Raw genomic sequence first — 25,607 nt, 5'->3', positions numbered from 1 at the left:
TGGCGGACCGTCACCACCCGCGCAACGGACCGTTCGCCACCGTCCGGCGCCCGGTGTCACCCCTGTTAGAATTCACGGTCCGAAGACCCCCATGCACCGCGGCCACGCGTGCCGCGCTGGAGAACCGAATGAACTGGCTGAACGACGTCCTGCAGAACGACCCCGATCCGACCGAAACCCGCGAATGGATCGAGTCGCTCAAAGCGGTCATCGACGTCGGCGGCCCGGAGCGCGCGCACCAGATCCTGGAGAACATGGTCGAGCTGACGCGCCGCGCCGGTGCGCACCTGCCGTTCGCGCCGACCACCGAATACGTCAACACCATTCCCACGCACCTCGAGCCGAAGATGCCGGGCAACCCGGAGCTCGAGTGGCGCATCCGCTCGATCATCCGCTGGAACGCGATGGCGATGGTCGTGCGCGCCAACCGCAAGCCGGGCGACCTGGGCGGCCACATCGCCAGCTTCGCCTCGTCGGCCACGCTGTACGACGTGGGCTTCAACCACTTCTTCCGCGCACCGTCGGCCGACCATCCCGGTGACGTCATCGCCACCCAGGGCCACAGCTCGCCGGGCATCTACGCCCGCTCGTTCCTCGAAGGCCGCTTCACCGAAAGCCAGCTCGACCACTTCCGCATGGAAGTCGACGGCCAGGGCATCTCGTCCTATCCGCACCCCTGGCTGATGCCCGACTACTGGCAGGTGCCGACGGTCTCGATGGGTCTGGGCCCGATCGCCGCCATCTACCAGGCGCGCTACTGGAAGTACCTCGAAGCGCGCGGCCTGATGCCCAAGTCGGACCGCAAGGTCTGGTGCTTCATGGGCGACGGCGAGACCGACGAGCCGGAAAGCCTCGGCGCGATCTCGGTTGCCGGCCGCGAAGGCCTCGACAACCTGGTCTTCGTCATCAACTGCAACCTGCAGCGTCTCGACGGCCCGGTGCGCGGCAACGGCAAGATCATCCAGGAGCTGGAAGGCCAGTTCCGCGGCGCCGGCTGGAATGTCGTCAAGACCGTCTGGGGCAGCTACTGGGATCCGCTGCTGGCCAAGGACAAGGACGGCATGCTCAAGAAGCTGATGATGGAAACCGTCGACGGCGAGTACCAGAACTGCAAGGCCTTCGGCGGCGCGTACACGCGCGAACACTTCTTCGGCAAGCACCCGGAAACCGCCAACCTCGTCGCCAACCTCAGCGACGACGACATCTGGCGCCTCAACCGCGGCGGCCACGATCCGCACAAGGTCTTCGCCGCCTACCAGAACGCGATGGACACCAAGGGCCAGCCGACCGTCGTGCTCGCCAAGACCGTCAAGGGCTACGGCCTTGGCAGCGCCGGCGAGGCGCTCAACCCGACCCACAACACCAAGAAGCTCGACGACGAAGCCGTGCGCACGTTCCGCGACCGCTTCAAGATTCCGGTCAGCGATGCCGCGCTCAAGGACGGTGCCATTCCGTTCTATCACCCGGGCAAGGATTCGGAGGAAGTGCAGTACATGCTCGAGCGTCGCCAGGCGCTGGGCGGCTTCCTGCCGCAGCGTCGCCGCAAGAGCACCGAGACCCTCAAGGCGCCGGAGCTCAAGGTCTTCGACCGCCTGATGCAGGACACCGGCGAGCGCGAGATCAGCACCACCATGGCCTTCGTGCAGTCGCTGTCGATCATTCTGCGCGACAAGGAAGTGGGCAAGCGCGTCGTGCCGATCGTGGCCGACGAAGCCCGCACCTTCGGCATGGAAGGCCTGTTCCGCCAGCTGGGCATCTACGCCCCGCAGGGCCAGAAGTACAAGCCGGTCGACCGTGACCAGCTGATGTACTACCGCGAAGACGCGGCCGGCCAGGTGCTGGAAGAAGGCATCACCGAGGCCGGTGCGTTCGCCTCGTGGATGGCCGCGGCCACCAGCTACAGCACCAACGACGTGCCGATGCTGCCGTTCTACATTTACTACTCGATGTTCGGCTTCCAGCGCATCGGCGACTCCGCCTGGCAGGCGGCCGACATGCGCGCCCGCGGCTTCCTGCTCGGCGCCACCGCCGGCCGCACCACGCTCAACGGCGAAGGCCTGCAGCACGAAGACGGCCACAGCCATCTGCTGGCCGGCGCCATCCCCAACTGCCGCGCCTACGACCCCACCTTCGCCGGCGAAGTGGCGGTGATCCTGCAGTACGGCATGACTCGCATGCTCGACCAGCAGGAGGACGAGTTCTTCTATCTCACCCTGATGAACGAGAACTACGGCCACCCGGCACTGCCGGAAGGCGCGGCCGAAGGCGTCATCAAGGGCATGTACCTGCTCAAGGACGCCGGCAAGGCCAAGAAGGGCGAGCTGCGCGTGCAGCTGCTGGGCTCGGGCACCATCCTGCGCGAAGCCATGGCCGCCGCCGAGCTGCTGGACAAGGATTTCGGCGTGACCGCCGACATCTGGTCCTGCCCCAGCTTCACCGAGCTGCGTCGCGACGGCTGGGATGCCGAGCGCTGGAACCGCTTCAACCCCGAAGCCAAGACCCCGCGCAAAGCCTACGTCACCCAGCTGCTCGAAGGCCGCCAGGGCCCGGTCATCGCCGCGACGGACTACGTCCGCGCGTTCGCCGACCAGATCCGCGCCTTCGTCCCGGCAACGTACACCGTGCTCGGCACCGACGGCTTCGGCCGCTCGGACACCCGCGCCAACCTGCGCCGTCACTTCGAAGTGGACCGTTACTACATCGCCCAGGCCGCGATTGAGGGCCTGATGAAGGACGGCAAGATGACCGGCAAGGATGTGGCCCGGGCGATCAAGCTGTACAAGATCGATCCGGAGAAGGCGAATCCGGTTGGGGTTTGATTTTCAGCGCTGAGACCAAGAAGGGCGGCCAAGCGGCCGCCCTTCTTTTTCTTGACTAGAACTGGGAAGCGTTGCCGAGCGGAAAAGCTGAGACGCAGCTTACCTAGGCAAGATCACGAGTCTAGTCTCTGCGCCATCGCTGATATTCGGGCGGCAGCAGGCTGGTGATTTCATCCCCCGTCATCCGGCGCAAATTGTAAGTACGCTCAAACTGTTTGAAGGTGAAGGGCAGGCGGCGTATTCCGCCTAGCCCTGCTTTGCTTTTCGGGTCGCTGCGTGCTTGCCTTGATCTCTGCGAAGTCACGCCTTTCTTCACGGAGCCGTCGGGTGCTGCATAAAGCGCATTGGCTACCGGCCAGAAACTGCGGTGTGCATAAATCTCTTGGCGCGCCGTCATCTGCTCGGCCATTTCGCCCCAAGGTGATCTCGACGAGCCCAAAGCCACCTTGGCAGCATCTCCATGCAGATTCACCAAGTCCCACGCAGTCCTTGTGATCAGGCGGTAGGCCAAGCGCGGTGAATCCATGATGTAGTGCGGCTTGGCCAAAGGCTTTCCAGCATCTTTACCGCTTCCCTTCTTCACCAAACTGTCGATGAGGACAAGCGAAATCCATGCCCAAAGTCCGTGATTTGACAGTAAAGAAAATCTGTCCGGGTTTCCGCTGAAAACCTCATGGGACAAATATCGACCCGCCTCGTAGCTGGTCTGGAACTGAAGGGAAGGGTCAATTAAATGTCCACCATCGACGAATTCGCTGGCGGAATCATCTTCCAATAGCGTCTTGGGCGCTGGGGTGGTGGGGTTGTCCAGCCATGCGGAAAACTTGGCGAGGCCGACATCGTTCAGTGATCTGACCGGTATCGTCATGATTTTTCACCATTCATTTCGGCCAAGGCGTTGCTCATGTGATGTCTGAAGATGCCCTTTCCGGCAAACTTGTGGACTACTTCGTCTGCCCATGCGATCTGCGCAATCGTGTCATCCTCCTCGAGTTCTACAGAAGGCTCCATATCCAGAGAGGAGATGAAGTCAGCCCAAGGCGCAAGCCACGACTCAGAGTCATCGAGCGCAGACGGGTTCTCAGCGATCGACATGGCGATCTGTCGCATCACCTCAGGCATGACTAGTACACCGAACCAAGGGTGGCCGGCTGCGGATACCGCAGTCGGAAACAGCGACTTTTCTACCAGAACGTTCGGCTTCTCACCTGCGCCAGTGCCTTCAGGAAGTACCAACTTCCAAGCAACGCCATGCAAGCTGGTTGGCTCGATGTCCACTAGGCTGGAACCAAGCTTGCCGGCTTCATCCAATGCCCTTACCCCATCGGTGTAGCCGATGAGCAGCGATTCACCTGGATTATTGAAGATGAAGCGGAATTTCAAAGGCTTGTCGGTAGCCAGAGTGCGAAGACTCAATGGCTCTTTGTTGAAGTCGGAAACCGAGCCAAGATCGAATGATTCCTCGGTATTACCGGCATGCGCAATGCAGCTGATTTGAACAGTGGCATCGAGCTTCGCAGAGAGATAGTTGAAGTAATCGATCCAGAAAACGCGCCCGCCAAGGCCATCATCTTTCACGCGAACGATGAAGTTCTTTTTGTCGATCTGCCTCAGGCCAGTCGGGTTAGTTGTCCTCGTTATCTGCCCCATCGGAGGCCTCCTGATATCTGGTGCGAATTTCGAGCTGTCGGTTAGGATCGAATCCGGAAACAGAGAGCCAAGCGCTTTCGCTGTTCAAGCGAAAACTGAAGACATTGAGATTCGTGTTCAACTCGGAAACGTCTGCGCTAAGCCGCGGGTAGGCTGCTTCATCGCCAATCCAGAAATCGGCAGCATCCCAAAGCTTGAAGGCGTCACCTACCGCCGTGGCGTAGGCTAGCGTTACCTTGCAATCAATCGGGAAACTAAAGCCGTTCGCAGTTTTGGCTCGAACCTCAAAGCCATCCTTCTTTAGATCCAACTTGATTGGCTTAGGCTTTGGCTTTGGAATTCCGTCTGGCAGCGGCGGGTCCCCTCCCACTGCGACTGGCGCCGGTCCGGTGCCACCATTACGATTCGCTGGTGTGGAATTCGGATCTGCGAAGTAAACAGCCAGTGCCGTCTCATCCTTCTTCCCCTCCGGTGAAATCAGTTGCACCAGTCGAAGGGCGGCATTACGTACCGCATTCAAAGCGTCGTTGGGCGACGAATACAAGCTTACGACTTTGGGGCGTCTGGCATTCCAGTTGCGATGGGTAGGCTCTTCAGCTGCGACCAGCAAGTCCGAAAGCTTTGGATCTTGAATGAAGGTCAGCGCCATGACCGGTGCGATAGTTCGTGCTGCTTTCAATCGTTTTTCGCCGTCAATTCCTAAATCTTGCCGTACGAAGAGCTCTTGGCTCTGCTCGGCGTTTTCGTCTTTTTGAAGGAAAACGCGAAAACTCGAGAATGAAGTCTCCCTTGGTTCCTTCTTCTTTACCAAGAGAGGGAAGTCAACGCAAATCAACTCGGACTTCTCGAATCTGGCCTTCAATTCCGCCAGTTCGGACTCCTTGAAAGCTGCTGGATTAAGCTTTGTTTCCTTTGTCCAGAAGTCTTTGGCTGCCGCCGTTGCAGATGTGTTTGTGTTATCGGCCGTAAGTGCAAGGAACCTACGATAGCCCTTGGTCAGTCGGCAATCTTTTCCCATGCTGTCAGCCACGGCGGCGACGCTATCCTTGTCGAGCGTGGTATCACCTACCTTTACAACCAATCGGCCTCTATTAATGGCGAAGAAAAATTCATTAATAATGGCGTTGCGGAGATTGGATTCTGTGATGTCATTGCTAGGCATTGGAACCATGAAAGTCGTGCCGGCATCGTCACCCCTGGATAAGCCAAGCTCTTTCTTCGTTCCGTCCAGCATCGGAACTTGCAAGATGGGCTTTGCTAGCTCTTCGGAATTACTGGTTGATCCCCAGCGTGCTTCGCGCGCCCAGCGGCGGCTGTCGCCGTCGAATTTGTAGTTTCGTCGGAAGCGGCAGCAACCAAACAGAAGTTCTCTATTGTCGGATCTGCGCTTGGTCAGCGCGAAGACACTCCGCAATTTGCTGGCAAGATATAAAGTGATCTTTCCTTGCCCCGCGCCCCCATTGGATCGGGTCGTTTTGGCGCCTTCGCCTTCGCGGAACCAGAAAGCGTTCCAATTCTCGGTCGATCCTTCTCGCGATGAATCTGTATAACAGCCCTCCAGTCCAGTTGTGCCAAAGTCCTCAATGACGAGGAAATTCATCCTTGGCGGGCGTTCTTCGTCCTCGATAAGACCGCCGGCGCGAAAGTGCTTGACCCAGTCGTCTGAAAAAATGGATCTTGCGAACTCGCTCCTAGCCAGATCAACCTCTACCAGCTTGTATTCCACTCGAACGACGCTGTCACTGCTGCGAGCATCCAAGGGGTTCTGAAGCGTTTCCCGAACAAGAATTTCAACGCTGCTGCGCTCTTCGTCTGCGAAATTGTCGTCTGAAATGCTTGCCCCCGAAGTCTCGTTAGGATTCAGAGGGCGGAATTGCCAATGAGCCACAGTTATTGCTCCCCTTCCAAATTCCCCGAGCCAGCCTCGGGACGACGATCCATTTGTCAAAAGTGCCGTCCCTAATCTAGATAAGACGGCTTACCGATTATCCCTCAATGTCCTGACTTGGACAAAGTGGGCTGGTACTCGGCTGAATCACTCAGGCCTAAGTGTTAGATTGAGAGAGCAGGTTCACCTCGCAGCACTTGGCTCGGAATTTTCCAAAAGGTGGACTCGTGAGCTTCTGATCTCCATATCGAAGAACTCGCGAAAGGAGATCACGCTCGACTGCGTCGAATAGTCGGTTTCCTTGCTTTCTTTCAACGACTCCGGCACAACAAGTCGGATACCGACCTCGGCCATCTCGCGAATCGAAGTTGCCGCCACGCGATCGTCGACCGTCGCCAGCAGGACGTCGCAGTTGAGTCGCTCGCTCCCTACCTGCTTCCACCGCTCACGAAGGGTGGTCTTCGCGGCGACGACCAATGCATCCACTGGCTGACGGTCGTTGCGTTGCAGGGTCTCGAGGTCGGGCATCACGAAGTCCGGCCGGCGACCACCTGTCACAGCCTGTTCGACGAATCTGATGTTGCCTGCAGAGAGGCTGGCTGCGATGTGGTGTTCGAAAGAGCGGCCGGCACGCGTTTTGCGCTGCTGACTTGCGCTCAGGAACACTCGATCGATGTCGGCGAAGTGATGGACGATCGACGAGACGAGGTCGCCTTTGCCGGCGAGCAAGGCGACAAGTTCTGCTGCGCGACGCCGCAGCTCATAGCGGCGATACAGCGTAAACTCGATATCGCGACTGATCTCCATGATCGCGTCGCCCGGACGGGGAATAACCCAAGGGTCGAAGCTTGCGTACTCGTTGTCACGCAGCCACTTCTGTCGCGCATCGCGCGCGATGGAGGCGGGGTCTGGGATTCCACCGTAATCGCGCATCACGGCTTCCATCGAGCCTGTGCGCAGGGCATGCTGCAACCGTTCGATCAGCTCCTGCTTCTCGTCCTGCTGCAGACGCGAAGCCTGCGCGAATGCGGCGGCCTCGAAGATGCCATTGTGGAAATCCGAGCGGAGATCGAGGACGGTTTCCAGAAGCTCCGCCTCTTCACGGGCGGAGTCCAGAACCACGATCCAGTAGTCGCAACCGGCGGTCGGCTCTGTGAACCTGCCGGCGAGCAGGATCGAGGCGGGCGTCAGTGCCTGGAACAGCGCTTTCGGAAGCCTGGTGAAGTGTGTCTCGGGACCTTTGTTGCCGTAATGCCGCATGCCCGATGTGGTGATTTCACCGGTCTGTGGCCACAGCACGCCGAACTCGGCGTGGAAGATATGCGGCTTGTCGGCATTTCCGGCGTGCAGTTCGGGAAAGAAACCAGCTTCGCGGATCTGCCGGGGAATGTAGAAACCAGCCTGGTGCTTGCCGCTGTCATCCGCCCACGAGGTGTCGTTGCGTGAAAGCTTTTTGACGAAAAGCCTGCTGCTGTCCTCCACCAGCCCCTGGATCTTCCACCAGAGCGGTGTGCCGTCAGCGGCTGATTCGGCAACCCGGTTTACCGGGTCAAGGTCCAGGCTCTGCTGGGTGGTCATCCGTTTCCCTTGCTCTGATACGTGCTCCGAGCGCCATGATGACTTCCGCCCGCTCTTCCGTCGACCGGTTGCGAAGCTCGCATTCCCAGACGGTCTCCACCTTCCATCCTGCCTGCCGCAGCTGGGCGATTTGGCGTGCATCGCGCTGCCGGTTGGCGTCGATCTTCGCCTCCCAGAACTCCGTCCGTGTCTTGGGCAGGCGATACAGGTAACAGCTGTGTCCATGCCAGAAGCAGCCGTGCACGAACACTACGGTGCGGAACTTGGGCAACACGATGTCCGGACGACCGGGCAGTCCTGCGCCGCCCAGCCGGTAGCGGAAGCCGAGCGCATGCAGGCCATGTCTGACCTCCAGCTCGATTTTCGTGTCTTTACCTCGCACCCGCGACATCAGCGCGGAGCGCCGCTCCGGACTGATGATGTCCATCCCGTCAGGCGACCTTGCGTGTCTTCGCAGGCTTCTTCGTTGCGGCTTCTTCAAGCAGAGGCGCCATCAACTTCGCAACACTCGCGATAACGGGCACCACGACGGAGTTGCCGAACTGCTTATAGGCGCGCGTGTCCGAAACCGGGATACGGAACGTGTCGTCGAAGCCCATCAGCCGGGCGCACTCGCGCGGCGTCAGGCGGCGCGGGTTCTTCTTCGTGCCCTGCGAAACGAGGATCTCCGACCCGTCCTTGTAGTAGCGCGCGGACAGCGTGCGTGCAGTGTCCTTGGCGGTGACAAGGCCGAAGCCGAAGCCGTTGCCCTTCTCGCGGTGCTTGGCCGCGTAGTTCTGCAGGTAGGCCCAGAGCTTGTCCGACAGCGTGTAGTTGGCCGACACCTTGCGCTTGGCGCCTTCCAGGAACGTCCAGCTTTCCGGCTCGGAGCCATCCTGCGGATGGAGGATGCTGGCGAGCTTCGGCGCGGTTTCGATCTCGGGCAGATCCAGACCTTCCCAGGAGAAACCGGCGTCTTCCCGGAAGCCCACGATGATAATGCGCTCGCGATGCTGCGGCACGAAGTGCTTGCCGTTGATCACCTTCGTGGTGACGGTGTAACCGAGTTCGTTGCGCAGGACATCGAGGATCGTCGACAGGGTGCGCCCCTTGTCGTGGCTGGCAAGATTCTTGACGTTCTCGAGCAGAAAGGCCTTCGGTCGCTTCTCGGCGATGATGCGGGCCACATCGAAGAACAGCGTGCCCTGCGTTTTGTCCGCGAACCCGTGCGGACGCCCGAGCGCATTCTTCTTCGAGACACCGGCAATCGAGAACGGCTGGCACGGGAAACCGGCCAGCAGCACGTCGTGATCGGGCACATCCTTTTCATGGACGGCGGTGATGTCGCCGGCGAAGACGTGATCCGGGCCATCGTTGAAGTTGGCTGCGTAGGTCTTGCGTGCGTACGGGTCCCATTCGCTGGTGAACACGCAGCGCCCGCCTTGGCCCTCGAATGCGAGTCGCATTCCACCGATGCCGGCGAACAGATCGATGAACGTGAAAGCGGCCGGCTCACTGGACGCGTTGCTGGCCAGAGGCAGCAGACGTTGACGGATCGCGTCGTCCACATACGGCGGCGGCTCGGTCTCCCGTGTCTGCCACCGGCGCACGGTGCGTGCGTCCACCCCCAGCGCCATCGCGACCTCCCGGGTGGTGTAGCGCTCGAGGGTGTAGTCGATCAGCGAATAGGTGTTCATCGGCACTCCGGGAATCAGGTGGACATTGTGTCCGAATCTGTCCCGTGGGGGAACAGCGGGTGCATGATGAGAACCGATCTGCGGCTCAGTTTCTGAGATTCCCGTGTTGCTGGAGAACGTGTCGGCACCGATCTGGCAAGCAGCACCTGCTGCGCTGGGCGTTTCAGCCGGGCTCTGTCTCCGGCGGGCCGTAGCTGGTCCCGCCTCTTTGCGGTGCTTCCGGCACTCCGCATACTCCGCGCCTGACAACCCGGACAGGCGCCCGCCCGATGCATGCCGTCACCACCATGGAAGTGTTCCTGATCGCAATGGCGATCATCTTCTGCGTGCCGTATCTGATCTGGCGCGTGGGGCGCACGGAGTATTTCGCGCCGCTGGTGGTCGTGCAGATCATCACCGGCATCCTGCTGGGACCGGGCATTCTGGGCGCGGCGTTTCCGGCGTACTACAGCTTCGTGTTCACCGGGCCGGTGGTGCAGATCCTCAATGGCCTGGGCGCGTGGGCGGTGATGCTGTTCGTGCTGATCGCCGGCATCGAGCTGGATCTGAGCAAGGCCTGGGCGAACCGGCGCGAGAGCGGCATCACCGCGGGGCTCGCGTTGGGCGTGCCGCTGGTGTTCGGCGCGCTGGCCGCGCTGGGCATGCTGCGCTTTCCCGGCTGGATGGGCCTGGAAGGTCAGCCGTGGCAGTTCGTCGTGGGCGTGGGCATGGCCTGCGCGGTGACGGCGCTGCCGATCCTGATCCTGCTGATGGAGAAGCTGGAGATCCTGCGGCAGCCGATCGGCCAGCGCATCCTGCGCTACGCCAGCCTCGACGACATCGCCATCTGGGGCGTGCTGGCGCTGGTGCTGCTGGACTGGGAGCGCATCGGGCGGCAGGTGGGCTTCCTGCTGGCGTTCGGCGTGGCCTGCGTGCTGTTCCGCAAGCTGATGCGCGCACTGCCCGAGCGCGACCGCTGGTACGTGATGCTGATCTGGCTGGCGGTGTGCGCGTTCGGCGCGGACTGGTCGGGCCTGCATTTCATGGTGGGCGCGTTCCTGGCCGGCGTGGTCATCGACGCCGACTGGTTCGACCAGGGCGACATGGACCGCCTGCGCCACAACGTGCTGCTGGTGATGATGCCGGTGTTCTTCCTCAGCACCGGTCTGCGCACGCAGTGGGATGTCGGCGGCGTCACGGTGTTTGCCGCCGCGCTGGTGCTGCTGGTGGCGTCGGTCGCCGGCAAGCTGGCGGGTGTGCATCTGGCCGGGCGCATCCTGCGCTGGCGGCCGGGCGAGGCCTCGCTGATCGGCTGGCTGCTGCAGACCAAGGCGCTGATCATGATCATCTTCGCCAACATCCTGCTGGACAAGGCGATCATTTCCAGCGCCACGTTCACCGCGCTGCTGCTGATGGCGGTGATGAGCACCATGCTGACCATTCCGGTGGTGACGCCCAAGCTCTTGCGCCTGGATCAGGTACGGCGGTCCGACAGCTGATTGCGGGGGGGGGGGTGGTACCGGCACCGGTGCCTTGGCCGGCACCGTGCCTCACTTGCAGGTCATCAGCGCCTTCTCGAAATCCTGCGCCTGCGGCGGGCGCTCGGCGCGATAGTCGACGCGGGTGCCTTCCGGCGTTTCCTGCAGATGCACCGAGGCCAGCAGCATGTGCTGGTTCGTGACCCACACCACCGGCCGCGCGCTCTCGCCCATCCAGGCCACGTCGTAGCCCTCCCGTGCGATGGCGCCGAAGATGATGGCGAGGCAGTCGCGGGCATCGGCCACGGGGCGTTCGGTGACATAGCTTGCGGTGGGCGCCGTGTTCGCGTGGGCCTGTGCGAGGGAGGGCAGTGTCGCCGTCAGTGCGAGGGCCAGGGTCAGTGCGGTTGCGAGGGGCGGGATGCGCATGATGACAACGTCCTTGTCGAATGGAGCAGTGAACCTAACCGATGCGGCCGCATCGCGCGACAGCCGCGGGGGTGCAACGTGGGGGCAGGCTGACGCGACACCAACGGGCGCCGCCGGCCACACCCGGCCACCACGCGCACGCGCCTAAGGTGGCGACCTCCGCGACTGCAGGTACTTGCGATGACAGACCCCTCCATGACCGCCATCGCCATCCGCGATGGCACCGGTGACGCCGATGCCCTGCACCCGGTACAGCTGCCGCGGCCGGTGCCGAAGGCGGGCGAGGTGCTGATCCGCGTGCGCGCCGCGGGCGTGAACCGGCCGGACATCGCCCAGCGCGGTGGCACGTATCCGCCACCGCCCGGCGCGCCCGACACCCTGGGGCTGGAAGTCGCTGGCGAGATCGTCGAGGGCGCGGGACGCTGGAAGACCGGCGACCGGGTCTGTGCGCTGCTCGGCGGTGGCGGCTACGCGCAGTACGCGGTGGCCGATGCGCGACACGTGCTGCCCATGCCCGAAGGGCTCGACTGGGTGCACGCGGCGGCGCTGCCGGAAACGGTGTTCACCGTGTACGCCAACGTCTTCGAGCACGGCGCGCTGCAGCCCGGCGAGTGGCTCCTGGTGCACGGCGCGACCTCGGGTATCGGCGTCGCCGCGATCCAGATGGCCAAGGCCGCCGGCGCGCATGTCATCGCCAGCAGCCGCGGTGCCGAGAAGACCGCGCAGACCCGGGCACTCGGCGCGGATGTGTCGGTCGACACGTCGACGTCGGACTTCGGCGCGGTCGCCAAGGCACATGGCGGCATCGACGTGGCGCTGGACATGGTCGGCGCGCCGACCTTCGAGGTAACGCTCGATGCGCTCAACCCGAAAGGCCGCATCGTCTACATCGCCTCGCTGGGCGGGCCGACGCTGCAGGTGCCGGTCATGCGGCTGATGCAGAAGCAGGCGGTCATCACCGGGTCCACGCTGCGACCGCGCAGCGCCGACGAGAAGGCGCGGCTGGCGGTGGCGGTCGAACGCGTGGTCTGGCCGTGGGTCGCGACAGGCCGGGTCAACGCCATCATCGACCGCACCTTCCCGCTCACCGAGGCCGCGGCCGCGCATGCGTATCTGGAGAGCGGCGCGCACTTCGGCAAGGTCGTGCTGGAGGTCGCATGAGCACGTCGCCTGCCTTTCCGGTCGGGTCGACCGACGCGCAGTGGTTCACGCGCAACGACGACGTCATGGGCGGACACTCGCGCAGCCGCGTCGAGGTGCAGGGCGGCCTGCTGCGGTTCTCGGGCACGACGTCGCTGGAAGACAACGGTGGCTTCGCGTCGATCCGCGTCCGCGGCGCCTTCGAGTTGCGCGATGCGACCGCGATGCGTCTGCGCGTCCGCGGCGATGGGCGCGTCTACCAGCTGCGTCTGTCGACGGACGCGCGATATCGCGATTCGCGCGTGTCATGGCGCGGCGACTTCGAGACCCGTGCGAACGAGTGGATCGAGGCGACCGTCGTGTTTGCCGACATGGTGCCGACCTGGCGCGGCACCGTCCTCGATGGCCCCGCGCTCGACCTGTCGAAGGTCGAGGAAGTCGGCCTGCTGATCGCCGATGGGCAGGCCGGCGATTTCCGGCTGGAGGTCGAGTGGATCAGACCGCAACCGCCAGCGGGCGACGACTGACGCAACTGCGACGGCAGCAAAGTGTCGTCAGACGCCTTTCGCCTTGCGCGATGCGTGGGCCAGACGCATCACCAGCGCCTCGGGCATCGGGTGGCGCGCGCTGAATGTCACGCCGGTCCTGGTGGCCTTGAGTTTCGCGGCCGAGATCGCGTCCGCGCACGCGGCGATGGCGGCCGGGTCGACGTACAGCCCGCACTGCCGGCTGAAGGCCGCGTAGCCCACGACGACCGCATCGCCGATCTGGAAACCCGGCATGTCGTACTTGATGACGGCCTCCGCGTCCGGCAGTGCACCTGCGAGCTGGTCGCGCAACTGGCGCAACGCGTCGCGAAACGCCTCGGGCGCGGCGTCGATTTAGGCTTCATGCGAGGTCGGTCGAGTCACGGGCGAGCGCTCCTTGCGGCGGTGTCGACCGCAAGGGTAGCAATGCGGCCTTTCAGTCCAGCCGCTTGCGGAAGCGCGCGATCGCCAGCGCCATCGTCACCACGGTGAACCCGACCAGCGCCAGCACCGCCGGCCACAGCTCCCAGATGCTGGCGCCGCGCAGCATCACGCCGCGGATCAGACGCAGGAACTGGGTCATCGGCAGCACTTCGGCGCCCCACTGCACGGCATCGGGCATGCCGGCGAAGGGGAACATGAAACCCGAGATCAGGATCGACGGCAGGAACACCAGCATCGCCACCTGGATCGCCTGGAACTGCGTCCTGGTGTAGTTCGAGATCAGCAGGCCCATCGACAGGTTGGCCAGGATCAGCAGCACCGAGGCGATATAGACGTCGAGCAGGCTGCCGCGCAGCGGCACGTCGAAGAACCAGAACCCCAGCACCAGGATCAGCGTGGTCTGGATCAGGCCGATGACCGCATAGGGCAGCACCTTGCCGACCATCAGCGCGCTGCGGCTGAGCGGCGTCGCGATGAGCAGTTCCATGTTGCCGCGCTCGCGCTCGCGCACCGCCGCCATGGCGGTGAACATCATCATCGTCATGGTGAGGATCAGGCCGATCAGGCCGGGCACGATGCTGACCGCCGAACGCCGCTCTGGGTTGTAGAAGCTCACGACTTCGATCTGCGGCGCGTCCGGCGCGATGCGGCCGCCGTTGGGACGTTCCAGCGGCATCTGCGCCAGCTGGTTGGCGGCGGCCTGCACGACGGTGTCGGTGCCGTCGACCATCACCTGCACGGCCGGGCGACCATCGGCGAGACGGCGCTCGTAGTCGGGCGGAATCGCGATGCCCACGCTGACCTCGCCGCGCCGGAGCATGTCGACCAGCGCCTGTGGTGTGTCGGCCACGTCGTGCAGGCGGATGATGCCGGTCGCGGTCATGTCCATCACCGCGGCGCGCGAGGTCGCGGTCATCGCCTGGTCGGCGACCGCGGCGTGCAGGTTGCGCGGGTTGTAGTTGATCGCGTAACCGAACAGCAGCAGATCGACGACGGGGATCATCACGATCATCAGCACGCTGATGCGGTCGCGGCGCATCTGCCGCAGCTCCTTCAGCGCGACGGCCCACATGCGGCGCAGCGCGCTCACGATGCGTCTCCCGCGCCTTCGCGGCTGCGCGTGGCGGCGACGAACACGTCTTCCAGGTTGGCGGACACCGCGTCGACCTCCGCCTGCAGGCCGGCGGCGTGCAGAGCGCGCGCGACGACCTCGGCATTGTCCGCACCCGGCACCGACAGCACGCGCAGGTCGTTGCCGATCTGCGCGACGCTGAGCACGCCCGGCAACGTGGACAGCACCTGCTGCGCGCGCCGGGGCTGCGCGGCACGCACCGACAGGCTGCGACCGCGCAGATCGTCGGCAAGATCGCCGGGTGCGCCATCGGCGACGAGCACGCCGCGGTCGAGGATCGCGATGCGGTGGCAGCGCTCGGCTTCGTCCATGTAGTGCGTGGACACCAGCAGCGTGGTGCCGGCATCGGCGAGTTCGAACAGCGACTCCCAGAAGTCGCGACGCGATTCGGGATCGACCGCGCTGGTCGGCTCGTCGAGGAACAGCAGCTCGGGTGCGTGGATCACCGCGCCGGCCAGGGCCAGGCGCTGCTTCTGGCCGCCGCTCATCGTGCCGGCCAGCTGCTTTTGCCGGTCGGCGAAGTGGTAGCGCTCGACGAGTTCATCGACACGCGAGCGGGTGGCGGCGCGCGAGAGGCCATAGACGGCGGCGAGGAACTCGAGGTTCTCGCGCACGGTGAGGTCCTCGAACAGCGAGAACTTCTGGGTCATGTAGCCGATGCGGAAGCGCAGCGCGTCGGCCTGTTCGGGAATGCGCAGGCCCAGCACCTCGATGTCGCCGGCGCTCGGCGTCAGCAGGCCGCACAGCATGCGGATGGTCGTCGACTTGCCCGAGCCGTTCGGCCCAAGGAAGCCGTAGACGCTGGCGCGCGGCACGGACAGATCCACGTGATCCACCGCGACCAGATCGCCGAAGCGCTTGACCAGGCCGCGGGCGTGGATCGCATCGTCGCCTGCGTGCGCGCTGTCATCGCGCGACTCAGCGGACGACATCGAACTGCACCCGCAGCGGCAGACCCGCCGGCAACGCGGCGGCGTCGTCGAGCTGCACTTCGGCGAGATAACTCAGGCGCGCGGCGTCCTTGCCGGTCAACGCGTAGTAGGGCGTGAACGCAGGCTCGGCGCGGATCATGCGCACGCGGCCGCTGTAACGGCGTTCGCCGTTCGCTCCGACCAGCACCGTCGCCGCATCGCCGACCTCGATGCCTGCGCGCAGCGGTTCGGGCACGTGGACGCGGGCGTAGGGCTGGTCGCCGACCAGCATCACCGCGAGCGGCGCGCCGATCGGCGCTTCGTCGCCCAGACGATACGGCAGGCTGTCGACGCGACCGGCGCGCGGTGCGACCACGTCGAGGCGTTCTGTCGAATACGACTGCGCGGCCAGCTGCGCTTCGGCGGCGCCGAGCGCGGCCTGCGCCTGCGCCACCTGTTCGGGCCGTGCGCCGTTGCGCAGTTCGTCGAGCGCGGCCTGCGCGGCGGCGACCTGGCCATCCGCATTGCCCATGGCCGCGCGTGCGCGATCGACGTCGGCCTGCGACACCAGTTGCTGTCCGCCGAGCGGACGCAGGCGCTCGAAATACGCGCGTGCATCGCGGGCCTGCGCCTGCGCGGCCGAGAGATTCGCGCGCGCCTGCGCGACCGTTTCGGCACGCGCGCCGTTGCGCAGCTCGTCGAGCGCCTCGCGCTGGCGCGCGACATCGGCCTGCGCCGCCGCGAGCTGGGCATCGCCGCGCGTGTGTTCGAGCGTGAGCACGCGCGCGCCGGCTTCGACGCGTTCGCCCTCGCGCACGGCGATGTCGACGATGCGCTCGGCGGCAGGCGCGGGCAGGGTGATGCGGTCGTATTCCAGCGTGCCGAGCGCTTCGGCCGGCGCGCGCGTGCAGCCGGCGAGGGCGAAGGCCACGAGCGCCACGGCCGCGATGCCGTGCGCGGGGAAGATGCGGATCATGCGAGCTCCAGACCGCGCTCGATCAACGCGCGCGCGTGGGTGCGGATGTGGTCGACGCGCAGCGGCGCATCGGCGAACAGCTGCTGCCAGATCGGCAGGCCGGCAGCGGGGAAGAGCGTCAGCCCGACCAGCGACACCATCAGCAGGCGCGGGTCGAGCGCGGCATTGAGTCGGCCGGCGGCCTGCTCGGCGGCGATGCGCTGCACGAGCACTGCGCTGATCTCGGGTGCCAGTCGCGTCAGCATCAGATCGCGCAGCGCGCCGCCTTCGCTGACCACCTCGCGGATCCACAGCGCCGGCATCCAGGGGTGCCGCTCGATCAGCGCGCAGATGTGATCGACGAACGCGGTGAGCACCGTCTTCAGGCTGGCGTCGGGCATGCCGAGCAGGGTGTCGCGCACATCGGCGAACACCGGCATCAGCCGTGCCTCGATCACCGCGGCCTGCAGGCCGGCAGCGTCCCCGAAGTAGTAATGCAGCAGCGCGGGCGTGCAGTCCGCCTCGCCGGCGATGTCGCGCAGGGTCGTCGCGCCGATGCCGCGGCGTACGTAGCAGGCAAGCGCCGCATCGAGCGCCCGCTCGCGGCGCTCGGCATCGGCCTGGGGGCGGCCGGGGCCGCGCCGGGTTGTCTTCGAGGTCATTCGCAAAATAATAATTGATCGATCAATTAATTATTGAGCGCGCGATAAATGCATTTGTGGGCCGGCCGTGGGCCCGACCAATCAGGTCTCGGCGTGTCCCGCTGCCAGCCAGATGCATCGCCGGGCTGCCCAGGGGTCGGGGGGGAGAGCGGGGACGACGGTAGCCCGGCCAAGCTACACAGCCGCCCCCGGGCGGCTGTGCGCGTGACGTCAGTCTGCCGAGGCCAGCCTGACGCTGCCCGGCATCGGATCGGCACCGGAGCTGAGTGCCAGCAAGGCCTCTGCGTATGCCGTGCCGTTGTCGCTGTTGGTGAGCGCGGCGAAGACCTCGTCGGGCGTTTGCGCGATGGCGATCGCCTGCTCCGGCGACAACGGGTTCGGCGAGCGCACGCCGCTGTCGAGTTCTTCGAGGATCCCGGGATCCATCTGCGTGCCGACGTATGTGCGCGCGATGTCGCGCAGTTGCATCAGGTCGGCGCTCGTCATCTGCAACTGGACGTGCTGGTTGTGGTCGGCGAAATCGTTAGCCTGCGAGGGGTCGTAGGCACTTTCGATGTAATTGGCCGAAGCCGGGTCGATGTCGGCATAGACGATGCGCCAGATGGCGTCGTCGTGATTGAGCGTGCCGTCGGCATTGACCGTCGAGGTCACCTCGCTGGTGATGCCCGTGGCCGAAGTGTAGGTGTTGGTGTAGTCGGTGGTGCCGTCGGCCCAGCGGGTCTGGGTGATGGTGCCGGTGGACTCGCTCGAAAGACCGACCGACAGACCACCCACCTGCAGGCCCACGCTGCGGGCGTAATCATGCGAGAACACCTCGGTGGTGCCCGACTGCTGCACGCCCGGCGGCGCCCAGTCCGGAATCGTGCCACCGCTGACGAAGGCCTGGTATGCGGCCTGGCCTTCCGCAGTGGACAGGTCGAGGCGTGCGATCTGCATCTCGCGCGACTCCATGCTCAGTTCGCTGCCGAAGCCGACGGCCAGTGTGCCCTGCCGGCCAAGGCCGAAGAACGACGCGTTCTCCACCGTCTCGACCGGGCCCGAGTAGATCTCGACCACCGAACCTTCCAGGCGCGTCACGCCGAAGCCGAGTCCGGACAGCTCGGTCGTGGTGCCGCCGAGCGTGAAGGCCTTGTAGTTCGCCTCGAACTGGCTGCCGGTCAGGGCCTGGCCGCGCATCAGCACCGAGGTGCCAGACGCCATGTTCAATGGGTCAAGCGGATTGGGCAGCGCATCGACATTGCCGTCTGCCACCTGCGCGCCCTGGGCTGCGGTCACGGTGGCTTCGTAGCTGAGCTGCGTGCCGGTGAACTCGGTGTAGGACCCCGACACCGGGAGACCCTTCAATACCTGCCGGAGAACGGGCGAGGCGTTGGCCAGATCGCGCGCGGCATCGGGCAGGCGGTCGAGCTTGTCCGCCCATCCGTACAGGCGCTGCAGCGGCGTCTTGCTCAGGTCGACGCCCGCGCCACCTTGCACGGTGACCGATGCCTCGAAGCGCTGGGTCTGCGCGAAGTCCACGCCTGTGGTCACGTCCGAAAGGGAAACCTCGGCGCCGGCCTGCACGTCGAAGCCGACGGACGGACCGACGAGGTTGGGTGTCCCCAGACCGGCGCCCTGCGTGAAGCTGACCTGGCTGCCCGGATTGATGGCGGTCGCCAGCACGTCGACCGGGAACGTCGCCAGCAGTTCGCGCGCGGCCTGCAACGTTTCGCCGCTGGCGTCTGCCGGAATGTCCACACCGACGGCGGCGAGTGCGCCGCGGATCTGCGCGGGGGTGAACTGCGCGGTGTCCGCGGCGCTGCTGCCGGCATCGAGATAGGCCGGGATGTCGGTCGGCGATGCCGTCGCTTCATCGACGATCCGCTGCAGCTCGTTCGCGTACGGGTTCTGCGCCCAGGCCTGCTGCGCGTACTGGAACTCCATGTTGGCCGTGGCCGGCGGCAGCGCGTCGTAGTCGCTGCGCTGCGGTGCCAGACGATCGATCGCGGCCTGTGCGGCCTCGGCGCGCGTGGCGTTGTAGACAGCGTTGCGGCTGTCGACGATGGACTGGCGATCTTCCGGCGGCAGGCGCAGTTGTCCGAGGTCGGCGTGGTTGGGCGTGGGCAGGGCATGCAGCGCGGCGACTGCATCCTGCGCCGTGGTCGCACCGGCCACGGTAGGCGCGGGCAGCGGCTCGGCTGCCGGTGGCGCAGGCGCGGCTGGCGTCTGCTGCGACTGGAAGCTGGCCCGGACGGAGGCCTGGTCCTCGGGCGGCAGACGGTGATAGGTCTGGGCGCTGATGCCGTAGATCGAAGTCATGGAGGAGCCGCGCGGGTCGGAGGAAGACCGGATGCTAGGACGCCGTGCGTGTGGCCGGCATTGGGGGTGTCCCTAGGGGGCGCGGACGGCAGTCGCCGGGCAGGCCACAATGCGGTGCGCCGACATCTGCGGCGCGTCGCACGGATGCTCATGAGGGATATTGCCGCCATCGTCCTGGTCATCGTCTGGCTGGTATCGGCCAACCGGGTCGTCGATCGCTACTACCGCCGGACGGGTGTGGCGAAATGGTCGCCGCTCGATGGTCTGGGGAATTTTCCGTTCTTCCATTTCGATCGGAGCGAGTGGACGCGGATGGCGCTGCTTGCGCTCGCGTATCTCCTGCTCGGGCTGTTGCTGATCGAGCTCCTGTAGCGCCGACAGCCGCGGACATGCCGGACATGCGACGCGCGCTGCGCCGCGCCGGAAGTCGCCATGACCGATGGCAGGCGCTGGCCGCCGGTGGCCGTCAGTAGCCTGCGCGCGTCTTCAAGGGAATCGAGGGAGAGGGGCGTTGGGACGGTTGAGCCGCTTGCTGCCGGCCGCGCTTGCGGTCGCGTGCGCCCCTGCGTGGGCGGTCGAGATCGACGGCCGCATCGACGCCGACGAGTGGGCGGGCGCGCAGCGCATCACCGACTTCCGCAAGGTGCAGCCGTTGACCGGCGAGCCCGGTTCGCTGTCGACCGAGGCCTGGGTGCTCGCGACGCCGGAGGGGCTGGCCGTCGCCTTCCGCAATCTGCAGCCGCCGCACGTGCCGCTGAGCCGGCAGAAGCTGCAGCGCGATTTCGACGAACAGGTGGACCGGGTCAACGTCTTCATCGATTTCGACGGCGACGGCCGCACCGGCTATGCGTTCACCGTCAGCGCCAGTGGCGGCATCGCCGACGAGATCATCACCAACCAGAACGACTTCAACAGCGACTGGGACGGGCAATGGCAGCACGCCGTGTCCGAGGACGCCGATGGCTGGTCGGTAGAAGTGCTGATTCCCTGGCACACCGCACCGATGCGCGACGGACCCGAGGGCATGCGCACTTTGAAGGTCTTCCTGGCACGCGTGATCGGCTCGACCGGCGAACGCATGGCCTGGCCGGTGGCGAGCTTCGAGCGCCCGCGATTCCTGTCCGATTTCGCGCCGATCACCGTGCAGGCCTACAGCCAGTCGCTGCTCGCGGTGACGCCATATGCCTCGGGCCTGTACGACAACGTGCGCACGGGCAGCGACTTCAACGCCGGCGTCGACGTGTTCTGGAAGCCGAGCAGCCGCTTCCAGCTGGCGGCCACGGTGAACCCGGATTTCGGCCAGGTCGAAAGCGACGACCTGGTGGTGAACTTCAGCGCCACCGAGACCTTCATCAGCGACAAGCGCCCGTTCTTCACCGAGAACCAGGGCATCTTCGAGTTCACCACGCCGTCGGACTTCAGCCAGCTGCTCTACACGCGACGCGTGGGCAGCACCGGCGACATCGATGCGGCGGTCAAGTTCAACGGCAGCCTGGGGCGCGCGAACTATGGCGTGTTCGCGGCCGAGGAGGACGGCCCGACCGGTCGCAGCTACCAGGCGCTGCGCCTGGTGCGCGACTTCGAAACCCAGAACCTGGGCGCGATGCTCACCCGCGTGGACGATCCCTTCCGCGGCCGCGAGGCGACCGTGCTCGGCGTCGATCACAACTGGCGGCCCACGCAACGCTGGAACGTGCGCAGCCGCCTGATCGGCAGCCGCATCGCGCAGGGCGGTGACACCGTGCAGGATCTCGGCGCGACGCTGTGGGCCGACTACGAGATGGACGACGGCTGGCGGCAGCAGTGGATCGCGATGCACTTCGGACACGACCTCGAGCTCAACGACTTCGGCTACCTGTCGCGCGCCAGCACCAACTACCTGCACTGGGAAGTGCGCAAGCGCTTCACCGATCTGCCCGAGACCTCGCGCAACGCATCGGTGGACTGGCGCTGGCGCGTCAGCACCAATCACAACGACCGCGGCGACAAGCTCAACGACCGTTTCCGCATGAGCCGGCAGAGCCAGCTGCGCAACGGCGGCAGCGGCGATTTCCAGATCGACATCGAGAGCGCCGGCGTCAACGACCAGCTGCTGCGCGGCAACGGTCTGGTCAAGCTGCCGGAGAACATCAGCGCGACCTGGGAATACGAGCGTCCGCGCGAAGGCAACTGGGCGCCGGAGTACGGCGTCGAACTCTTCAGCGGCGGACTGGCCGGCAACGATCGTTTCGGGCACGCCGGCTGGCTGGGCGGCACCTATTTCGTCAGCGACGCGTTCCGATTGAACGCGGAGGTGATCGTGATCCGCCGACCGGACTGGTTGATCTGGCAGGGCGCCGATCGTCCGGATCTGATCGGCACGTTCGACGGCCGCGAGACGCGCTTCAACACCGGCCTGGACTGGACGCTCGACGCGCGGCAGGAACTGCGGGTAAAGCTGCAGGCCATCGGCATCGGCGCGCGCGCCACCGGCGCCTGGCGTTTCGACCCGGCCGGCAATCCCATCGCGGCCACCGATGCCGTCGACGATTTCAACGTGCGCAACCTGGGCTTCCAGGTGCGCTACCGCTACGAACTGGCGCCGCTGTCCTATCTCTACGTGGTCTACGCCCGCGGCGGCTACGCGCGAGCGCCCGGCAGCGACGGCGTCGACGACGCGCTCTACGACAGCCTGTCGCTGCGCGACGACGAGCAGCTGGCGGTGAAGCTGAGTTACCGGTTCGAGTTATAGGCGCCGTGTCTTGAAGTTCTCTTGATCCGGTGGCGCGACGCTGGACCTGTCGCCCGATCCGGAGAACCCCGATGTTCCGATACCTGCTGTCTTTCCTCCTCGTGTTGACGTTGTACCTGCCTGCGCATGCGCGAGCGTCCGACACCGTGTTGATCGTGCTCAGCGGCGAGGGCCGCGATGCCGGCAAGACGCGCCCGGGCTACGAGTTCGACGAGCTGTCGCAAGCCTGGCTGATCTTCAAAGCCAACGGTCTGTCGGTCGAAGTCGCCAGTCCGCAAGGCGGGCCTGTCGAAGCGGACAAGTACAACCCTGACGAACTGTTCAATGCGGCCCTGCTGGCCGATACCGATGCGATGCGCCGGCTCGCCGACACGCGCCGGATCGAAGATCTGCACGCCGGTGACTACGCGGCCATCTATGTCGTTGGCGGCAAGGGCGCGATGTTCGATCTGCCGGGGCATGTCCCGCTGCAGCGCCTGATCGCCGATGCCTGGGACAACGGCGCCGTCGTTGCGGCGGTCTGCCACGGGCCGGCCGCGCTGGTCGACGTGCGTCTGGGCGATGGCAGCGCGCTCGTCGCCGGGCGTCACATGACCGGCTTCACCAACGAGGAGGAGGCGCTGTTCGGCAAGAAGTGGGCGGCCGAGTTCCCCTGGCTGCTCGAGGATGCCCTGCGTGCGCGAGGCGCACTGTGGAGCGAATCGCCGCTGATGATGCCGGGGCTGGTCGTGGATGGCCGTCTGGTGACGGGACAGAACCCGTACTCGACGCCTGCGGTTGCCGAGGCCATCGTGCGCGGGCTGGGCCGGACACCCGTGGCGCGCACGCTCTGGCGCGACGAACAGAGCATGGCGCTGGTGGAGCGCCTGCGTCGTGGCGAGCTCGACGCGGCGACTGCCGCACTGGCGCAGGCACCCGGGCAGTTCCATGTCGAACTGATCGGCATCCTCGGCTACTACCAGGCGCAGGCAGCGGGTGACGATGCCGCGCAGTTGCGTCCCGCATTGCAGACCATGACGCTCGCGCTGCCGTACATGCGCGAGCCGCAACTCGAACTCGCCGCCGCAGAGGCGCACCTGCGTCTGGGTGAGCATGCCCAGGCGAGGCGTCTGGTACTTCAGGTACTGGAAGCGTCGCCGGGCCTGGAACAGGCTGAGACACTCCTTCAACGGATCGACGGCTGACGAATGCGCACACCCGCTTTGCGGCTGCTGGTGATCGAGGACAACGCGGCCCTGCGCTGTAATCTCGAGGCAGCGTTCTCCGAGGCGGGGCTCACCGTCGATTTCGCGGCCGATGGCAGCAGCGGCCTGCAGGCGGCCCTGGCGGATCCACCGGACGTGCTGGTGCTCGATCTCGGCCTGCCGGGTCTGGACGGACTGCGCGTCTGCGAACGTCTGCGTGTGGAGGCCGATCGGCATGTGCCGGTGTTGATGTTGACCGCACGCGACGCCCTTGACGACAAGTTGGCGGGCTTCCAAAGCGGCGCCGACGACTACCTGGTCAAGCCCTTCGCGACGGCCGAGCTGCTGGCACGCTGCCTTGCGCTGTCGCAGCGTCACCGGGCAGGTACGTCGCACGTGATGCGAATCGGCACCTTGAGCATCGACCGGCGCAGCGGACACATCGAGCGTGCAGGACAGGTGCTGCAGTTGCCGGACACAGCCCGCCATCTGCTGCTCGCACTGGTCGAGGCCTGGCCGCGCACGCTGACGCGCAGCGAGCTGGTCGAGCGCATCTGGGGCGACGCGCCACCCGAGTCCGATCCGCTGCGCACGCATCTGTACAGCCTTCGACAGGTCCTGGACCGTCCTTTCGCCGTGCCGATGCTCAAGACCATCCATGGCGTCGGCTTCCGGCTGGAGGCCGACGCATGAGCCATGCGCCGAGACGCAAGCGCCTGCGCAATCGCCTGATGTACGCATTTGCCGGCTTTGCGCTGCTGGTGGCGGCGCTGTACGGCTTTTACGTGGTCCTGTTCGCGTACCTCGTCGAGGACCGGTCCTTCGAAGGGCTGTTGCAGCAGGAAGCGGAGGCGCAGCTGGCGCACCACGCGGCGCATGGCGAGTGGCGGGCGCCATCGCTGCCGTTCCTCCAGTTGTATGTGGAGCCGGGCACCTTGCCGGATGGGCTCTCGGCGCAGCTGGAAGCGGAGCCCTGGCGCCGCGAGTTTCCGGGGCTGGAAGGCCGCCACTATCACTTCCACAGTCTGGAGCCGGCCCCGGGCGTCGCGCCGGCCTGGCTCGTGGCGGAGGTCAGCCGACAACTGGTGGTGCGTCCGATGCGCGGTGGCATCGCACAGTGGCTGGGCTGGTCGAGTCTGGTCGTGCTGGCGCTCGCGCTGTCGGCAGGTGCGTGGTTGGCGCATCGATTGACGGCGCCGCTGTCGCGTCTGGCCGGATTGGTCGATACGGCATCGCCCTCGCAACTGCCTGCGGACTTCTCCACCGGATTTCCCGATGATGAGGTCGGCACGCTCGCACGTGGGCTGGAGCGGCTGATCCGGCGCGTGGAAGATTTCGTGACGCGGGAGCGCGCCTTCACTCGCGACGCCAGCCATGAACTGCGCACCCCGCTGGCGGTGATCCGAAGCGCCTGCGAGCGACTGGGCGCGCGCGAGGATCTGGACGACGGCATCCGCGCACAGGTCGAGCACGTGCGTCAGTCGGCGCAGCAGCTCGAACAGACCGTGACCACACTGCTGGCCTTGGCGCGCGAGGATGCCAACGCGGAGCCGGCCGTGGAAGTTGCACTGCTGCCTCTGGTGGAGCGCGTGGTGGTCGACCACTCGCAGCCGGCTTCATCCGATGTCGAGGTGCGTATCGACGTGTCGAACCTTCTCTGCACGCGGGTGCCTGAAGGCGTCCTGCGGATCGTGCTGGCGAATCTCATCGGCAATGCGCTCACGCACACACGCGCCGGTGTCGTGGAGATCCGCGCAGATGGCGATTGGCTACGGATCTCCAACCCGTCCCGAGCGGTGCCGGCAGACGCATTCCAGCCCTTCGTCAAGGGTGCAGACAGCGGCGGCTACGGCCTCGGGCTCGGGATCGCCCAGCGACTTTGCGAGCGGCATGGCATCGGCTTGCGCTTCGACAGCGACGGCGGAACGGTGGTCGCCAGCGTCGCACTGCCGATGCGCACCCCATGATTCTGCGTGTGACAACCGGCGCCGTCCGGCGCCTCGTGACGCAGCAGCATGGGCGCGATCGAGCAGGTGCCGTTCGAGAATGCCGATGCGGGAATCGCCTCCGGGCACGGCCGCGGTCTCCGACGCCTTGGCCGCCTGCACCTGCGCGAAGACAGCGAG

The 25,607-nt window shown here is 65.4% G+C and carries 22 protein-coding genes; 9 read left to right on the top strand and 13 right to left on the bottom strand.

All coding sequences use genetic code 11. From position 1 onward, the window contains the following. Positions 1-128: 128 nt before the first annotated feature. Positions 129-2,819 carry a pyruvate dehydrogenase (acetyl-transferring), homodimeric type gene (gene aceE / locus E2F49_RS10215; RefSeq protein ID WP_133393790.1) on the top strand — a complete coding sequence of 897 codons (2,691 nt, stop codon included), beginning with the start codon at positions 129-131 and terminating at the stop codon, positions 2,817-2,819. 121 nt (positions 2,820-2,940) lie between these two features. On the opposite strand, the gene E2F49_RS10210 is transcribed toward aceE, so the two are convergent. The 6 genes from E2F49_RS10210 to dcm all read right to left on the bottom strand — a co-directional run bounded on the left by E2F49_RS10210 (position 2,941) and on the right by dcm (position 9,860). Continuing rightward, entirely contained in the window at positions 2,941-3,687 is a 747-nt protein-coding gene (locus E2F49_RS10210) for a hypothetical protein (protein ID WP_133393789.1), read from the bottom strand. Continuing rightward, a complete protein-coding gene (locus E2F49_RS10205) occupies positions 3,684-4,469 on the bottom strand; it encodes a hypothetical protein (protein ID WP_133393788.1) in 786 nt (261 codons plus the stop codon). The genes E2F49_RS10210 and E2F49_RS10205 overlap by 4 nt, the downstream gene beginning before the upstream one ends. Next, a complete protein-coding gene (locus E2F49_RS10200; protein WP_165971197.1) occupies positions 4,444-6,195 on the bottom strand; it encodes a hypothetical protein in 1,752 nt (583 codons plus the stop codon). The genes E2F49_RS10205 and E2F49_RS10200 overlap by 26 nt, the downstream gene beginning before the upstream one ends. Positions 6,196-6,540: 345 nt before the next feature. After that, complete coding sequence (locus tag E2F49_RS10195) at positions 6,541-7,935, bottom strand: type II restriction endonuclease (RefSeq protein ID WP_165971196.1); 1,395 nt, start codon at positions 7,933-7,935, stop codon at positions 6,541-6,543. Continuing rightward, entirely contained in the window at positions 7,907-8,362 is a 456-nt protein-coding gene (locus E2F49_RS10190; RefSeq protein ID WP_133393785.1) for a very short patch repair endonuclease, read from the bottom strand. The genes E2F49_RS10195 and E2F49_RS10190 overlap by 29 nt, the downstream gene beginning before the upstream one ends. Positions 8,363-8,366: 4 nt before the next feature. After that, a complete protein-coding gene (gene dcm / locus E2F49_RS10185; protein ID WP_279487346.1) occupies positions 8,367-9,860 on the bottom strand; it encodes a DNA (cytosine-5-)-methyltransferase in 1,494 nt (497 codons plus the stop codon). 20 nt (positions 9,861-9,880) lie between these two features. Here dcm and E2F49_RS10180 point away from each other — a divergent pair, with 20 nt between their 5' ends. After that, complete coding sequence (locus tag E2F49_RS10180; protein WP_133393784.1) at positions 9,881-11,089, top strand: cation:proton antiporter; 1,209 nt, start codon at positions 9,881-9,883, stop codon at positions 11,087-11,089. 51 nt (positions 11,090-11,140) lie between these two features. On the opposite strand, the gene E2F49_RS10175 is transcribed toward E2F49_RS10180, so the two are convergent. Continuing rightward, complete coding sequence (locus E2F49_RS10175; protein WP_133393783.1) at positions 11,141-11,497, bottom strand: hypothetical protein; 357 nt, start codon at positions 11,495-11,497, stop codon at positions 11,141-11,143. Between the two features lie 180 nt (positions 11,498-11,677). On the opposite strand from E2F49_RS10175, the gene E2F49_RS10170 reads away from it, so the two are divergent. Both E2F49_RS10170 and E2F49_RS10165 read left to right on the top strand, forming a co-directional pair. Then, positions 11,678-12,658 carry an NAD(P)H-quinone oxidoreductase gene (locus tag E2F49_RS10170; RefSeq protein ID WP_133393782.1) on the top strand — a complete coding sequence of 327 codons (981 nt, stop codon included), beginning with the start codon at positions 11,678-11,680 and terminating at the stop codon, positions 12,656-12,658. Beyond that, complete coding sequence (locus E2F49_RS10165; RefSeq protein WP_133393781.1) at positions 12,655-13,164, top strand: CIA30 family protein; 510 nt, start codon at positions 12,655-12,657, stop codon at positions 13,162-13,164. The genes E2F49_RS10170 and E2F49_RS10165 overlap by 4 nt, the downstream gene beginning before the upstream one ends. A 27-nt stretch (positions 13,165-13,191) precedes the next feature. Here the strand turns inward: E2F49_RS10165 and E2F49_RS10160 are convergent, their stop codons facing one another. From E2F49_RS10160 to E2F49_RS10135, 6 genes are all read right to left on the bottom strand, one after another. Beyond that, positions 13,192-13,485 carry a DUF1801 domain-containing protein gene (locus E2F49_RS10160; RefSeq protein ID WP_208004853.1) on the bottom strand — a complete coding sequence of 98 codons (294 nt, stop codon included), beginning with the start codon at positions 13,483-13,485 and terminating at the stop codon, positions 13,192-13,194. Positions 13,486-13,600: 115 nt separating this feature from the next. Next, positions 13,601-14,680: an ABC transporter permease gene (locus E2F49_RS10155; protein WP_133394107.1), complete on the bottom strand. Its 1,080-nt coding sequence runs from the start codon at positions 14,678-14,680 to the stop codon at positions 13,601-13,603. A 14-nt stretch (positions 14,681-14,694) separates the two neighbouring features. Further along, the gene (locus tag E2F49_RS10150; RefSeq protein ID WP_133394106.1) at positions 14,695-15,621 is read right to left on the bottom strand and encodes an ABC transporter ATP-binding protein; all 927 of its coding nucleotides are present in this window, start codon (positions 15,619-15,621) and stop codon (positions 14,695-14,697) included. A 37-nt stretch (positions 15,622-15,658) separates the two neighbouring features. Then, entirely contained in the window at positions 15,659-16,627 is a 969-nt protein-coding gene (locus E2F49_RS10145; protein ID WP_133393780.1) for an HlyD family secretion protein, read from the bottom strand. Beyond that, positions 16,624-17,268: a TetR/AcrR family transcriptional regulator gene (locus E2F49_RS10140; protein ID WP_133393779.1), complete on the bottom strand. Its 645-nt coding sequence runs from the start codon at positions 17,266-17,268 to the stop codon at positions 16,624-16,626. Before E2F49_RS10140 ends, E2F49_RS10145 begins: the two co-directional genes overlap by 4 nt. A gap of 210 nt (positions 17,269-17,478) precedes the next feature. Further along, positions 17,479-19,566: a hypothetical protein gene (locus E2F49_RS10135; protein WP_133393778.1), complete on the bottom strand. Its 2,088-nt coding sequence runs from the start codon at positions 19,564-19,566 to the stop codon at positions 17,479-17,481. 114 nt (positions 19,567-19,680) lie between these two features. Between E2F49_RS10135 and E2F49_RS10130 the strand changes: the two genes are divergently transcribed. From E2F49_RS10130 to E2F49_RS10110, 5 genes are all read left to right on the top strand, one after another. Further along, entirely contained in the window at positions 19,681-19,938 is a 258-nt protein-coding gene (locus E2F49_RS10130) for a hypothetical protein (RefSeq protein WP_133393777.1), read from the top strand. Between the two features lie 139 nt (positions 19,939-20,077). After that, positions 20,078-22,297: a DUF5916 domain-containing protein gene (locus tag E2F49_RS10125; RefSeq protein WP_243713564.1), complete on the top strand. Its 2,220-nt coding sequence runs from the start codon at positions 20,078-20,080 to the stop codon at positions 22,295-22,297. A gap of 71 nt (positions 22,298-22,368) precedes the next feature. Then, positions 22,369-23,481, top strand: a complete 1,113-nt coding sequence (locus E2F49_RS10120; RefSeq protein ID WP_133393776.1) for a DJ-1/PfpI family protein — start codon at positions 22,369-22,371, stop codon at positions 23,479-23,481. 18 nt (positions 23,482-23,499) lie between these two features. Further along, positions 23,500-24,174 (top strand): response regulator transcription factor, encoded by a 675-nt coding sequence (locus tag E2F49_RS10115; RefSeq protein ID WP_208004875.1) that lies wholly within the window; start codon positions 23,500-23,502, stop codon positions 24,172-24,174. After that, positions 24,171-25,448, top strand: coding sequence for a sensor histidine kinase (locus E2F49_RS10110; RefSeq protein ID WP_133393774.1), 1,278 nt, complete (start codon positions 24,171-24,173; stop codon positions 25,446-25,448). Before E2F49_RS10115 ends, E2F49_RS10110 begins: the two co-directional genes overlap by 4 nt. The last annotated feature ends 159 nt before the right edge of the window (positions 25,449-25,607 follow it).

This window comes from Luteimonas terrae (assembly GCF_004358165.1).
Taxonomy (GTDB): Bacteria; Pseudomonadota; Gammaproteobacteria; order Xanthomonadales; family Xanthomonadaceae; genus Luteimonas; species Luteimonas terrae.
This window is presented reverse-complemented; position numbering and strand designations above follow the sequence as displayed.

Coding starts and splice junctions, on each gene's coding strand:
- E2F49_RS10155 (WP_133394107.1), bottom strand. CDS start 14,680: ATGTGGGCCGTCGCGCTGAAGGAGCTGCGGCAGATGCGCCGCGACCGC.
- E2F49_RS10145 (WP_133393780.1), bottom strand. CDS start 16,627: ATGATCCGCATCTTCCCCGCGCACGGCATCGCGGCCGTGGCGCTCGTG.
- E2F49_RS10195 (WP_165971196.1), bottom strand. CDS start 7,935: ATGACCACCCAGCAGAGCCTGGACCTTGACCCGGTAAACCGGGTTGCC.
- E2F49_RS10210 (WP_133393789.1), bottom strand. CDS start 3,687: ATGACGATACCGGTCAGATCACTGAACGATGTCGGCCTCGCCAAGTTT.
- E2F49_RS10165 (WP_133393781.1), top strand. CDS start 12,655: ATGAGCACGTCGCCTGCCTTTCCGGTCGGGTCGACCGACGCGCAGTGG.
- E2F49_RS10190 (WP_133393785.1), bottom strand. CDS start 8,362: ATGGACATCATCAGTCCGGAGCGGCGCTCCGCGCTGATGTCGCGGGTG.
- E2F49_RS10140 (WP_133393779.1), bottom strand. CDS start 17,268: ATGACCTCGAAGACAACCCGGCGCGGCCCCGGCCGCCCCCAGGCCGAT.
- E2F49_RS10170 (WP_133393782.1), top strand. CDS start 11,678: ATGACAGACCCCTCCATGACCGCCATCGCCATCCGCGATGGCACCGGT.
- aceE (WP_133393790.1), top strand. CDS start 129: ATGAACTGGCTGAACGACGTCCTGCAGAACGACCCCGATCCGACCGAA.
- E2F49_RS10110 (WP_133393774.1), top strand. CDS start 24,171: ATGAGCCATGCGCCGAGACGCAAGCGCCTGCGCAATCGCCTGATGTAC.
- E2F49_RS10135 (WP_133393778.1), bottom strand. CDS start 19,566: ATGACTTCGATCTACGGCATCAGCGCCCAGACCTATCACCGTCTGCCG.
- E2F49_RS10205 (WP_133393788.1), bottom strand. CDS start 4,469: ATGGGGCAGATAACGAGGACAACTAACCCGACTGGCCTGAGGCAGATC.
- E2F49_RS10180 (WP_133393784.1), top strand. CDS start 9,881: ATGCATGCCGTCACCACCATGGAAGTGTTCCTGATCGCAATGGCGATC.
- E2F49_RS10175 (WP_133393783.1), bottom strand. CDS start 11,497: ATGCGCATCCCGCCCCTCGCAACCGCACTGACCCTGGCCCTCGCACTG.
- E2F49_RS10120 (WP_133393776.1), top strand. CDS start 22,369: ATGTTCCGATACCTGCTGTCTTTCCTCCTCGTGTTGACGTTGTACCTG.